12 protein-coding genes are annotated in these 12,348 nt (G+C 72.0%); 7 read left to right on the forward strand and 5 right to left on the reverse strand.

The genetic code is table 11. The features are described from left to right. Window positions 1-133: 133 nt before the first annotated feature. Window positions 134-412: a hypothetical protein gene (locus ACZ6S6_RS04410; protein WP_469703898.1), complete on the reverse strand. Its 279-nt coding sequence runs from the start codon at window positions 410-412 to the stop codon at window positions 134-136. A gap of 58 nt (window positions 413-470) precedes the next feature. Further along, window positions 471-1,490 (reverse strand): LacI family DNA-binding transcriptional regulator, encoded by a 1,020-nt coding sequence (locus ACZ6S6_RS04415; protein ID WP_362953119.1) that lies wholly within the window; start codon window positions 1,488-1,490, stop codon window positions 471-473. 204 nt (window positions 1,491-1,694) lie between these two features. Here ACZ6S6_RS04415 and ACZ6S6_RS04420 point away from each other — a divergent pair, with 204 nt between their 5' ends. Then, window positions 1,695-2,162: a type II toxin-antitoxin system PemK/MazF family toxin gene (locus ACZ6S6_RS04420; RefSeq protein ID WP_362953117.1), complete on the forward strand. Its 468-nt coding sequence runs from the start codon at window positions 1,695-1,697 to the stop codon at window positions 2,160-2,162. Between the two features lie 123 nt (window positions 2,163-2,285). Here ACZ6S6_RS04420 and ACZ6S6_RS04425 read toward each other — a convergent pair whose 3' ends face one another. Continuing rightward, window positions 2,286-3,128, reverse strand: a complete 843-nt coding sequence (locus ACZ6S6_RS04425) for a TIGR02452 family protein (RefSeq protein ID WP_362953115.1) — start codon at window positions 3,126-3,128, stop codon at window positions 2,286-2,288. Between the two features lie 147 nt (window positions 3,129-3,275). Between ACZ6S6_RS04425 and egtA the strand changes: the two genes are divergently transcribed. From egtA to egtD, 4 genes are read left to right on the forward strand one after another with little or no spacing between them, the layout of a single operon-like run. Next, window positions 3,276-4,592 (forward strand): ergothioneine biosynthesis glutamate--cysteine ligase EgtA, encoded by a 1,317-nt coding sequence (egtA, locus tag ACZ6S6_RS04430; protein WP_469703901.1) that lies wholly within the window; start codon window positions 3,276-3,278, stop codon window positions 4,590-4,592. After that, a complete protein-coding gene (gene egtB, locus ACZ6S6_RS04435; protein ID WP_469703903.1) occupies window positions 4,589-5,938 on the forward strand; it encodes an ergothioneine biosynthesis protein EgtB in 1,350 nt (449 codons plus the stop codon). Before egtA ends, egtB begins: the two co-directional genes overlap by 4 nt. Next, window positions 5,938-6,693: an ergothioneine biosynthesis protein EgtC gene (gene egtC, locus ACZ6S6_RS04440; protein ID WP_469703905.1), complete on the forward strand. Its 756-nt coding sequence runs from the start codon at window positions 5,938-5,940 to the stop codon at window positions 6,691-6,693. Before egtB ends, egtC begins: the two co-directional genes overlap by 1 nt. Continuing rightward, window positions 6,690-7,652, forward strand: coding sequence for an L-histidine N(alpha)-methyltransferase (gene egtD / locus ACZ6S6_RS04445; protein ID WP_362953107.1), 963 nt, complete (start codon window positions 6,690-6,692; stop codon window positions 7,650-7,652). Before egtC ends, egtD begins: the two co-directional genes overlap by 4 nt. Before the next feature lie 85 nt (window positions 7,653-7,737). On the opposite strand, the gene ACZ6S6_RS04450 is transcribed toward egtD, so the two are convergent. After that, the gene (locus ACZ6S6_RS04450; RefSeq protein ID WP_362953105.1) at window positions 7,738-8,994 is read right to left on the reverse strand and encodes an extracellular solute-binding protein; all 1,257 of its coding nucleotides are present in this window, start codon (window positions 8,992-8,994) and stop codon (window positions 7,738-7,740) included. A gap of 201 nt (window positions 8,995-9,195) precedes the next feature. On the opposite strand from ACZ6S6_RS04450, the gene ACZ6S6_RS04455 reads away from it, so the two are divergent. Next, window positions 9,196-9,411 carry a dodecin gene (locus ACZ6S6_RS04455; RefSeq protein WP_362953103.1) on the forward strand — a complete coding sequence of 72 codons (216 nt, stop codon included), beginning with the start codon at window positions 9,196-9,198 and terminating at the stop codon, window positions 9,409-9,411. Window positions 9,412-9,469: 58 nt separating this feature from the next. Here ACZ6S6_RS04455 and ACZ6S6_RS04460 read toward each other — a convergent pair whose 3' ends face one another. Next, window positions 9,470-9,658 carry a hypothetical protein gene (locus ACZ6S6_RS04460; protein ID WP_469704254.1) on the reverse strand — a complete coding sequence of 63 codons (189 nt, stop codon included), beginning with the start codon at window positions 9,656-9,658 and terminating at the stop codon, window positions 9,470-9,472. A 220-nt stretch (window positions 9,659-9,878) separates the two neighbouring features. Here ACZ6S6_RS04460 and ACZ6S6_RS04465 point away from each other — a divergent pair, with 220 nt between their 5' ends. Then, window positions 9,879-12,326 (forward strand): excinuclease ABC subunit UvrA, encoded by a 2,448-nt coding sequence (locus ACZ6S6_RS04465; protein WP_469703911.1) that lies wholly within the window; start codon window positions 9,879-9,881, stop codon window positions 12,324-12,326. Window positions 12,327-12,348: the final 22 nt, after the last annotated feature.

Below are 12,348 nucleotides of genomic sequence, written 5' to 3' on the forward strand. Positions count from 1 at the left end.
GCGCGCGCCCCCCAACCCCCCCGCCCCCCCCAAGCCCGTCCATTCGCCGGGCCCCCCCCCCCCCCCCCCCCGGCCGGGCGGGGGCCGCGGGCCCCCCCCCCCCCCCCCCCCGACGCGCTGGCGCGGGGCGGCCTCAGCCGTCCGTGTGCTTCTCCGAGATCCGGACCGAGAGTCCGTAGTCGAGTTCCGAGCCGTCGACCAGGAGTGCCTCGACGGTGTGCGTCGCCGGGTCGATGTCCGCCACCATGCCCTCACCGGCGTAGCGGGGGTAGCCGGACTCGCCCGTCGCACCGGTCGCGTCCACGACCGCGGACCGGATGGCCGTCCCGAGGCGGGAGTCGTCGGCGCCGGCCCCCTTGCTGTCGGTGAACTCGGGGACCAGCAGGATCTCGTAACTCTGCGGATGGCTCATGGTCATGACGCTAGGCAAGGGAGGTGCGCCGCGCACGTTGCCGCGCTGGCGGGCCGGGTCAGCTCGATTCCCGGTGGACGGCCCGCGCGCGCAGCAGGTCGTGCCGCTCGGGTTCCTTCCCGGGGTGCCGCACCAGGCGGTCGACCAGATCGGCGAGCGGCTGCACCGTGTCCAGTTCCATGCGTACGCTGCTGAGCCTGGGCCTCAGCAGCCTCCCCAGCATCAGATCCTCCGCGCCCACCACGGCGGTTTCGGCGGGGACCTCGATGCCCGTGTCCTGGAGCGCCCGCATCAGGAGCATCGCGTAGGTGTCGTCGTAGGCGAAGACGGCGTCCAGGCCGAGTCCGCGCCAGCGGGCGGCGAGCGCGGCGGCCGATTCCTCGTCGTGGCGCAGCGGCAGCGGCTCGATCCGGGCCGCGCCGTCGGCGGCCTGCCGGGCGCCGGCGAGTCTGGGTTCGGCGAACAGCGCCAGGCCGGGTTCCTCGGGCATCACCACGCCGATCCGGCGCCGGCCGCGCTCCAGCAGGTGGCGGACCGCGCAGCCGCCGACCCTGCGCTGATCCATGATCAGGGCGTGGGTGCCCGCCACCGGCTGCGGCCCGAGCGTGATGACCGCCTTGGCACCGGAGCGTCGGAGCACGGCTGTGCCCTGCGGGGCGAGGGGGACGGAGCCGGGCACGATGACGGCGACGGGCCGGAGCTCGGCCCAGGCGCGGGCCGCGTCGTCGGCGTCGAGTCCGAGGGAGCCGTACTGGACGACGGTGTAGTCGAGGCGGCGCAGTCCGGATTCCAGCTCGTGCAGGAAGCGTTGGTGCGGTGGCCCGGAGGGGAAGTTCCCGGTGGGCAGCAGCACCATGCGGGAGTGTCCGGCGCGCAGGCTCCGGGCGGCCGCGTGCGGTACGTAGCCGAGTTCGGCGGCCGCCTCCCGCACCCGGCGGCGGGTGGGATCACTGATCCGTACGGCCGCGTTGTTGTTCAGTACGTACGACACGGTGGCCCGGGAGACCCCGGCGAGCCGCGCCACGTCGGCGCTGGTCGGGACGGGGCCTTCGGCGGGCTGTTCGGGTAACTGACTCATCGCGTCGGGCAGTCTTGCAGACCCGTTCGGTACGGGTGTGCTCCGGCCCCCGTGCGGCCCGGTGCGAACCTCAGGCAGAGGTTCGCACCGGGCCGGACGGCCCGGCGTGGTCCGCACGGGTGCCGGTCGGGCCGGATGCCGTCCGGCGGCCCGTTTCGCGGACCCGCTCCACGCGAGGGGCCGTACAGGTTCTACGGTGTTGCGATGACCATCCAGCACCGCAGCGACATCAACGACGGCTCGGCCGACTCCCCCGGCCGTACCGGCCCCGGCGCCACTTCCGAGGCCGACCCGCACGACGTGGGCCCGGTCCGCGCCACGTACGCCCCCAACCGGGACGGCGATCCCGACCCCGGTGAAATCGTCTGGACCTTTGTGCCGTTCGAGGAGAACGACGGGCGGGGCAAGGACCGCCCCGTCCTTGTCGTGGCACGTGAGGGGGCGGGCACGGTGCTCGCCGTACAGCTCTCCAGCAAGCAGCACGACCAGGACCGCGAGTGGGTGGCGCTGGGCGCCGGACCCTGGGACAGCTCGGGGCGCCCGTCCTGGGTCGATCTGGACCGGGTGCTGCGGGTCCACGAGGACGGGATGCGGCGTGAGGCGTGTGCCCTGGACCGGGACAGGTTCGACCTGGTCGCGGGTCGGCTGCGGGAACTCTACGGCTGGAAGTGACGGTCTTGTGCGGCCCGTCACTTCCATGGGCGCCCCCCGTGCGACCGTGCCGGGCCGCCTGGCCACCGCCCCGAACGGCCCAGGCCGGCCGGGCCGGATGACGTCGAAGCCTATGGCTCAACGTCAGCGTGAGGGTTGAGGCGTTATTCCGAACACGTGATCGAAGGCGGCCCTGGTGGGCGAATTGCCGTCGCGGTCGAGAATGCCGAAGGCGAGCTGCTCGAAGTGGCCCGCGAACCGGCCGCCGTCGGTGAGCAGCGTGCGGAACACGCCCGCCACCTCCACCGGATCGTTCTGGAACACACCGCAGCCCCAGGCACCCAGCACCAGCCTGCGGTATCCGCGCACCGCCGCGACCTCCAGCACCCGTTCGGCCCGAGAGGCGAGCGCGGCGGCGATGAGGTGCGCCGAGCCGGGGGCGGTGCGGCGGATCACCCCGGCGTTGGGGGCGGGCGAGGTGAGGAATCCGGCCGTGTACGGGGTGTCGAGCAGCCGGCCGCGGTCGTCGCGGAAGACCGGCACGCCCGGTGAGTGAATGACCCGGTCGGTGTAGAAGGCGCTGCGTTCGGCGCGGTGGTGGGCGTAGTACTCCGGGGCCCGCCGCAGCGTGGCGTAGAGCGCGGAGCCGCGGCACAGGGCCTCCTCCTGCGCCTGGGCCCCGTTGAGGTATCCGCCACCCGGGTTGCGGGCGGAGGCGTAGTTCAGGACGGCGACCTTGCCCGGCCGTTCGCCCGTCATCCGGGCGGCCGCCCGCAGGCTGCTCTCGCCGGTCACCTCGATGACCGGGGTGCGGTCGCGGTCCAGCGACGCCAACGGCACCGGCTCGGGGCCGTACAGCCTGGTACCCGAGAGGGCGGCTGTCAGCGCCCGTTCGATGCTCACCTCCCGCCCCTGCGGCGTGCGGTAGAAGCCCGCCTCGACGATGGACTCGGTCTCTCGCGCGATGCCGCGCAGCCGGGCGCTCACCAGCCCTCCCCCTTATGGTGCATACGGGGCATGATCGACGCCCCCGCGGCTTGGCCGCAACCCGATTTCCGACACACAGGGGCACTCTTGTGTGAACTCCCGGCAGGGGTTTGGGTAGGACGGACGCACCGGAAAAGGAGGCCCGGCATGTCACCCGACGCACCCGGCGGCCACGGTCCGCCCGGTCACGCCCCGCCCCTCGGCGAGGGCGAGGCGGAGGATTTACTGCGCGGCATCTGCTTCAAGACGGGACCGCCGCGCATCGTGGGAGTGGAGCTCGAATGGCTCCTGCACGATCGCGACCACCCACGCACTCCCGTCCCGCACCACCGTCTCGAAGCGGCCGCGGCGGCCGTCCGGGCGCTGTCCCTGAACGCCGCGGTCACCTTCGAACCCGGCGGCCAGCTGGAGCTCAGCTCGCGCCCCGCCGATTCCCTCATGGCGTGCATCAATGACACCGCCGACGACCTCGTGGCCGTACGTGCCGCGCTCGGCCGGCTGGATCTCGCCCCCGTCGGACTCGGTGTCGATCCCTGGCAGTCGCCGCGCAGACTGCTGCGCGAACCCCGCTACGACGCCATGGAGACCTCTCTGGACCGGTGGGGACCGGCCGGCCGCGCCATGATGTGCACGACCGCGTCCGTCCAGGTCTGCCTGGACGCCGGTGAGGAGGAGCCCGGTCCGCTCGGTTACGGGCGGCGCTGGCAGCTGGCCCATCTGCTGGGTGCGGTGCTGGTGGCCGCGTTCGCCAACTCGCCGTTCCAGCAGGGCAGGCCGACGCCGTGGCGGTCGACGCGTCAGTCCCTGTGGGCCGACCTCGACCCGCTGCGCACGCTCGCCCCCGCCGGTCAGCTGCCGCCCCGTGACGCCTGGGCCTCGCACGTCCTCGACACGCCGGTCATGTGCATCCGCGGCGAGGCGGGGCCGTGGCCCGTGCCCGAGGGGCTCAGCCTCCGCGACTGGATCCGGTCCGGGGCGCCGCGGCGCCCCGTCCTGGCCGATCTCGACTACCACGTCACCACCCTGTTCCCGCCGGCCCGTCCGCGCGGACACCTGGAGCTGCGCATGATCGACGCGCAGTCCGGTGACGACGGGTGGCTCGTGCCGCTCGCGGTCACCACTGCCCTGTTCGACGACCCGGAGGCCGCCGAGACCGTGTACCGCACCGTCAAACCGCTGGCCGAGACCGCGGGGCCGCTGGCCGCTCCGCGCAATCCGCTCTGGCTCGCCGCCGCCCGTGACGGACTGACCGATCCCGAACTGCGGGTGGCGGCCGCCATGTGCTTCGAGCTGGCCCTGGAGGCACTGCCCCGGATGGGCGCGACGCGGGCGGTGCAGGACGCGGTGGCGGATTTCCACGACCGGTACGTCACACGGGGCCGGTGTCCCGCCGACGATCTCCTGGCGCTGCTCGCACCGGACGGGGCGGACGGCCGGTACCACCCGAAGGGGACCCTCTCATGACCGACTCCCCCGCACCTTCGCCAAACGGGCCGCGGAGCCCGGACGCCCAGGACGCCGAGGCGCTCCGTGAGCGCGCTGTCGCCGCGCTCCTGGCCGCACGTGAGCGCACCACGCTCCTCACCGACAGCGTGGACGACCATGAACTCACCGCCCAGCATTCACCGTTGATGTCGCCACTGGTCTGGGACCTCGCGCACATCGGCAATCAGGAAGAGCTGTGGCTGCTGCGCGACGTCGGCGGGCGGGAGGCGATGCGCCCGGAGATCGACGGACTGTACGACGCCTTCGAGCACCCCCGCGCCACCCGTCCGTCGCTGCCGCTGCTGGCCCCCGCCGAGGCCAGGTCGTACGCCGCCGAGGTGCGCGGCCGGGCCCTGGACGTGCTCGGTTCCGCACCGCTCGGCGGCCGCCCGCTGCTGCGGTCCGGATTCGCCTTCGGGATGATCGCGCAGCACGAACAGCAACACGACGAAACCATGCTGATCACCCATCAGCTGCGGTCCGGGCCCGCGGCGCTCAGCGCCCCGGAGCCGCCCCGGGCCACCGACGCGGGTACTCTCCCGGCCGAAGTGCCGGTCCCTGGCGGCCCGTTCACCATGGGCACCTCGACCGAGCCATGGGCTCTCGACAACGAACGCCCCGCGCACCGCCGCGAGGTGCCCGGATTCCTCATCGACACCGCCCCGGTCACCTGCGGCGCGTACCGGGCGTTCATCGAGGACGGCGGCTACACCGAGCAGCGCTGGTGGGCGCCCGAGGGATGGGCGATGGTCCAAGAGCACGAGCTGACGGCGCCCCTGTTCTGGCACCGGGACGCCGGCCAGTGGCTGCGCCGCCGCTTCGGCGTGACCGAGCCGGTGCCGGCGGACGAGCCGGTGCTGCACGTCAGCTGGTACGAGGCGGACGCGTACGCCCGCTGGGCCGGACGCAGGCTTCCCACCGAGGCCGAGTGGGAGAAGGCGGCCCGCCACGACCCGGCCGCCGGGCGCTCCCGGCGCTATCCGTGGGGCGACGAGGACCCGACGCCGGAGCGCGCCAATCTGGGCCAGCGCCATCTGCGGCCCGCCCCCGCCGGGGCGTACGCCGCCGGCCGGTCGCCGTCCGGCGCGGGGCAGTTGATCGGCGATGTGTGGGAGTGGACGTCGAGCGACTTCCTGCCCTATCCGGGCTTCGCACCGTTCCCGTACCGCGAGTACTCGGAGGTGTTCTTCGGCCCCGCTCACAAGGTGCTGCGCGGCGGGTCGTTCGCGGTGGACGCGGTGGCCTGCCGGGGTACGTTCCGTAACTGGGACCTGCCGGTCCGGCGGCAGATCTTCTCGGGTTTCCGTACCGCGAGGGATGCCTGATGTGCCGTCATATCGCTTATCTGGGGCCGCCGGTGCCCCTGGGCGAGGTGCTGACGCAACCCGCTCACTCGCTGGTGCGCCAGTCCTGGGAGCCGCGCCGGCAGCGGTACGGGACGGTCAACGCCGACGGCTTCGGCGTCGGCTGGTACGCGGACGGGGACCCGGTCCCCGGACGCTACCGCCGGCCGGGACCCGTCTGGGGCGACGCGACCTTCGCCGATCTGGCCAGAGTGGTGCGCAGCCGTGCCGTGCTCGCCGCGGTCCGGGATGCCACGGAGTTCGATCCGGACGGCGAGGCCGCGGCCGCGCCGTTCGCCGGGGGCGGGGTGCTGTTCAGCCACAACGGGGTGGTGAAGGGCTGGCCCGGATCGATGGCGCCGCTCGCGGCGACGCTGCCCGCGGCCGAACTTCTGAGGCTCACCGCCCGCTGCGACTCGGCACTGGTCTGGGCCCTGGTGCGGCACCGGCTCGCGGCGGGCGACGCGCTCCCGCAGGCCGTGGCCGACACCGTGCTGGAGGTCGCCGAGGCGGCGCCCGGGTCCCGGCTCAACCTGCTGCTCACGGACGGCTCCACCATCGTGGCGACGGCCTGGGGCGACAGCCTGTGGCAGCTGTCCGAGCCCGGCCGGCACGTGGTCGTGGCCTCGGAGCCCTACGACGACGATCCGCGCTGGCGCGAGGTTCCCGACCGCACTGTGCTGACGGCGACCCGCGCCGATGTTCTGCTGACCCCGCTCAAGGAGCCCACCGAGTGAGTCCCTTTCTGCTGACCCGCACCCTGCCGGTGGACGCGACGGACGCGGCACTGCGCGCCGATGTGCTGCACGGCCTGACCCGGCAGCCGAAGACACTGCCGCCCAAGTGGTTCTACGACGCCCGCGGCAGTGAGCTGTTCGAGGAGATCACCCGGCTCCCCGAGTACTACCCCACCCGTGCCGAGCGGGAGATCCTGATCGACCGGGCGGACGAGATCGCCGCCGCGTCCGGCGCCCGGACCCTGGTGGAGCTGGGCTCGGGCTCCTCGGAGAAGACCCGGCACCTGCTGGACGCCCTGCCCCGGCTGCACACCTATGTGCCGGTCGACGTGAGCGAGAGCGCGCTGCGCGGGGCGGCCGAGGCGCTGCTGAAGGAGCGGCCCGGCCTGTCCGTGCACGCGCTCATCGCCGACTTCACCGGTGCGCTGTCGCTGCCCGGGACCCCGGGGCCGCGGCTGGTCGCGTTCCTGGGCGGCACCATCGGCAATCTGCTGCCGCCGGAGCGGGCCGCGTTCCTGGCGTCCGTACGGTCACTGCTCTCCCCCGGTGACAGCCTGCTGCTCGGCACGGACCTGGTGAAGGACGAGGAGGTGCTGGTGGCGGCGTACGACGACGCCGCGGGGGTGACGGCGGCGTTCAACCGGAACGTGCTGTCGGTCGTCGACCGTGAGCTGGGTGCGGACTTCGAGCCCGCCGACTTCGAGCACGTGGCCCGGTGGAATCCCGCTCAGGAGTGGATCGAGATGCGGCTGCGGGCCCGCCGGGATCTCACCGTGAAGATTCCGGAACTGGATCTGGTGGTGCCGTTCGAGGCCGGAGAGGAACTGCGGACGGAGGTGTCCGCGAAGTTCCGCAAGGAGGGTGTACGGGACGAACTCGACCGGGCCGGACTGCGGCTGACTCAGTGGTGGACCGATTCGGCGGACAGGTTCGCGCTGTCGCTCGCCACGGTGGACTGAGCCGGCCGGGCCGGTGCCCGGTGGCCGGGCCGGCGGCCCGCCCCCCAGGCCGCACTCCGTACGGCCGGGGGGGCCGGCCGCGCGGTCAGCTGCCCGCGAGCGCTGCCGTGATCTTCTCCGAAGCGGTCTTCGCCTCCTTCGCCGGGTCGCCGCCCCGCAGGACGGCCGTCATGTACAGCTTGATCGGGTTGTCGGCCTCCACAGCCGCCCACTGCGACGAGTTGGGGGTGGCATGGCCCTGGGCGGCGCCCTCGGCCATCGCGGCGGTGCTCTCCTCGCCCTCGATGACATGGGCCAGGGTGGTTTTGTTGGGCACGTAGCTCATGGTCTTGGCCAGCACCTCCTGCCATTTGGCGCCTGCCAGTTCCTTGATCACGTCGATACCGGCGGTCCGCTGGTGCGCCTTCTCCGGAACGATCAGATCGGATCCGCCGGTGAATACGGAACCGGAAGACTTCGAGGTCTTGCCCGGGATCGGGAAGTAGCCGAGCTTTCCCTTGAGTTCGGGATTCGCCTTCTCGATCAGCGTCGCGGTGCTGGGGGTCGAAATGATCTGTGCGACATTTCCCTGGGCGAACACATTGCCCTGCGGGGGCTTTTCCTCGTCCGCGCCCTTGGGCCCGTCGCCGAGCGCCTGGAGTTCCTGGTAGAACTCCATGCCCTTGAGGGCCGCCGGGGTGTTGAGGGCGCCCTGCCAGTCGCCGCCCTTGTCGCTCGCGAGTTCACCGCCCTCGTCCCAGATGAACCCGGCGAGTACGTACCAGTTCTGGCCCGGCAGATACATGCCCTGATTTCCGTCGTGGTTCAGCTTCTCGCTGTCCGCGAGCCACTGCGCACGCGTCTTCGGCGGGGAGGTGATGCCCGCCTGCTCGAAGAGGTCCTTGTTGTAGATCACCACGCGGTTGGCCGCGTACCAGGGGATTCCGTACTGGACTCCGCCGATACTGCCCGGTTCGGCGAGACCGGGCAGCCAGTCCTCGCTGCCGAGGTCACGCATCGACTCCAGGGTGAGATCGCGCAGCCCGCCGCTCTCCGCGTACTGGGCGACCTGGGTGTTCCCGACCTCGATGACATCCGGGGTGTCCTTGCCGCCGAGGGCGTCGATGACCTTCGGCCCGATGCCACTCCAGCTCTGAATCTTGAACTCCAGTTCGACCGACGAGTGCGCCTCTTCGTACGACTTCTTGAAACGGTCCAGGAAGTCGGGCGTAACGCTGTCCTTCATCAGCCAGATCGTGACTTTCTTGCTGCCCGAGCCACCCGAACCCGGGATCACACCGCACCCACCCAGCGCGGCGACGGATATCAGGGCAATAGCTCCTACGAGCATGCGGTTCTTCACGGGGTCACCTTCTGCGAAACGGCACGACAAAATCAGGACCCGGTGTGGGGGGACTGCGGGCTGCGCTCGCACGGGCGTGGCTGGATTTTGGTATGTACCAATACTTTGGTCAAGGCCGGTTCCGGACGGACGACCGCCCCGCGAACTCTCGCGAACCCCGCCAAGGTGGGGCACCTTGGTAGAGGCGAGAGGAGACATACCATGTCAAACCATACGTATCGCGTCACGGAGATAGTAGGAACCTCCCATGAGGGCATCGATGCGGCAATCCGCAACGGGGTCGCAAAGGCTTCGGAAACGTTGCACAATCTCGACTGGTTCGAGATCAGCGAGGTGCGTGGCCAGATCAAGGATGGCCGGATCGAGCACTACCAGGTCGGTCTGAAAGTCGGCTTCCGGCTCGACGACAAGGACTGAGGCAAGGACGCGGGGGTCCGGCCGGGTCAGGTACGTCCTTCCCGCCGCTGCGCGTCCCTCAGCGCGGGCGACACCTGTGTCCAGCGGGCGCGCACCACGGTGAATCCGGCCGGCGGTCATCCACGGCGGCGGAGAAGAAGCCGGCCCGGTCGCGCCGCGCGCCCTCCAGGAAGTGCTGACGGTGGGCGGTGTCCGCGAGTGTGCCGTCCAGGTCGAATACGGCCAGCGGCCGGGCATGGCCTCTCATGGGCCCAGCAGACCAAGGCGGCGCGGCCTTCCGCGACCCGGCCCGGCACGGACCGGCACATACCCGTACGGACCTTTGAGCCGACCGGCCTCGCGGCGGCCCCTCAACGCACCGACGCCTAGAATCTGACTGTTTGTCCCGGCCGGTCCGCCGACCGGCCCGCCTGCCCCGCCTGCCCCGCCTGCCCCGCCTGCCCCGAACCGTACGGAGTCCCCGCCCCATGCCCACCCCCCACGACCCGTACGTCAGGGTCCGCGGCGCCCGCGAGCACAATCTCCAGGACGTCCGGGTCGACATCCCGCGCGACACCCTCACCGTCTTCACCGGTGTCTCCGGCTCCGGGAAGTCCTCGCTGGCCTTCGGGACGATCTACGCGGAGGCCCAGCGCCGCTACTTCGAGTCCGTCGCCCCGTACGCCCGGCGGCTGATCCATCAGGTCGGCGCGCCCGCGGTGGGCGAGATCACCGGGCTGCCGCCGGCCGTCTCGCTGGAGCAGCGCAGGTCGGCGCCGGGCGCCCGGTCGTCCGTGGGGACGGTGACCACGCTGTCCAACTCGCTGCGGATGCTGTTCTCCCGGGCCGGGACGTATCCGGTGGGCGCGGAGCGCCTGGACTCCGACGCGTTCTCACCGAACACCGCGGCGGGGGCCTGTCCGCGGTGCCACGGTCTGGGCCGGGTCCACCGCACCACCGAGGAGCTGCTGGTACCCGATCCCTCGCTGTCGGTCAGGGACGGCGCGATCGCCGCCTGGCCCGGGGCGTGGCAGGGCAAGAACCTGCGGGATGTGCTGGACGCCCTGGGCCACGACATCGACCGGCCGTGGCGTGAGCTGGACCCGGCCGACCGGGAGTGGATCCTGTTCACCGACGAGCAGCCGGTGGTGACCGTCCATCCCGTGCGCGACGCGGGCCGGATCCAACGCCCTTACCAGGGTACGTACATGAGCGCGCGTCGCTATGTGATGCATACGTTCGCCGACTCCAGGAGCCGGGCCCTGCGGGCGAAGGCCGAGCGCTTTTTGACCAGTGAGCCGTGTCCGGTCTGCGACGGCGGCCGGCTGCGGCCGGAGGCCATGGCCGTCACCTTCGCCGGCCGTACGATCGCGGAGCTGGCGGGGCTCCCGCTGACCGGGCTCGCGGAGGTGCTGTCGGCGGCCGACGGCGGCGACACCGCCCGGGTCCTGACGGCCGATCTGCTGGCCAGGATCGAGCCGGTCACCGAACTGGGTCTCGGCTACCTCAGCCTGGACCGGACGGCTCCGACTCTCTCCTCCGGCGAGCTGCAACGACTGCGGCTGGCCACGCAGTTGCGATCGGGGCTCTTCGGCGTCGTCTACGTCCTGGACGAGCCGTCCGCAGGTCTGCACCCCGCGGACACCGAGTCGCTGCTCGCGGTGCTCGGCCGGCTGAAGGAGGCCGGGAACACGGTCTTCGTCGTGGAGCACCAGATGGATGTGGTGCGGCGGGCCGACTGGCTGGTCGACGTGGGGCCGCTGGCCGGTGAGCACGGCGGGCGGGTGCTGCACAGCGGTCCGCCGGCCGGGCTCGCCGATGTCGAGGAGTCGGCGACGCGGCGCTTCCTCTTCGACGACGCGCCCGTTCCGGCGCGCGAGGTGCGCGCGCCCTCCGGGTGGCTGCGGCTGCGCGGTGTGGAGCGGCACAATGTGCGCGGTGTCGACGCGGCCTTCCCGCTCGGGGTGTTCACCGCCGTCACGGGGGTCTCGGGCTCGGGCAAGTCGACTCTGGTGGGGCAGGTGCTGGCGGACGTCCTGGCCGACCGGCGGGCCCCGGCCGAGGCGGAGCGACCCCAGGAGCCGTCCCTGGAACAAGCCCAGGAGCGGTCCGCGGCGGGGTGCGCCTCGGCCGAGGGGCTGGAGGCGGTGGACCGCCTCGTCCAGGTCGACCAGAAGCCCATCGGGCGTACTCCACGTTCCAACATGGCCACGTACACCGGACTCTTCGACGTGGTGCGCAAGCTGTTCGCCGCTACGGGTACGGCGGTCGAGCGCGGCTACCGGGCCGGGCGGTTCTCCTTCAACGTGGCGGGCGGGCGGTGCGAGACCTGCCAGGGTGAGGGATTCGTCTCCGTGGAGCTGCTCTTCCTGCCCAGTACGTACACGCCCTGCCCGGACTGCCACGGCGCGCGGTACAACCCGCAGACCCTCGAAGTCACCCTGCGCGGGCTGAACATCGCCCAGGTGCTGGATCTCACGGTGGAGTCGGCGGCCGGTTTCTTCGCCGGCACACCGGCCGCCGAGCGCAGTCTGCGGACCCTGCTCGACGTGGGGCTCGGCTATCTGCGGCTCGGGCAGCCGGCGACGGAGCTGTCCGGCGGCGAGGCGCAGCGGATCAAGCTGGCCGCGGAGCTGCAACGAGCCCGCCGGGGTCACACCCTCTATCTGCTCGACGAGCCGACGACCGGGCTGCATCCGGCCGATGTCGAGGTGTTGATGCGGCAGTTGCACGGGCTGGTCGACGCGGGCAGCACCGTGGTGGTCGTCGAGCACGACATGGCCGTGGTCGCGGGCGCCGACTGGGTGATCGATCTCGGTCCTGGCGGCGGTGACCGGGGCGGCCGGATCGTGGCGACGGGAACGCCCGCGGAGGTGGCTCGGGCGGAGGGCAGCCGGACGGCGGCATACCTCCGGACCTCGCTCCACCTCGCCTGACCGCTCTTTTCTCCCCAACTCC

The organism is Streptomyces sp. NPDC048671 (assembly GCF_055587045.1).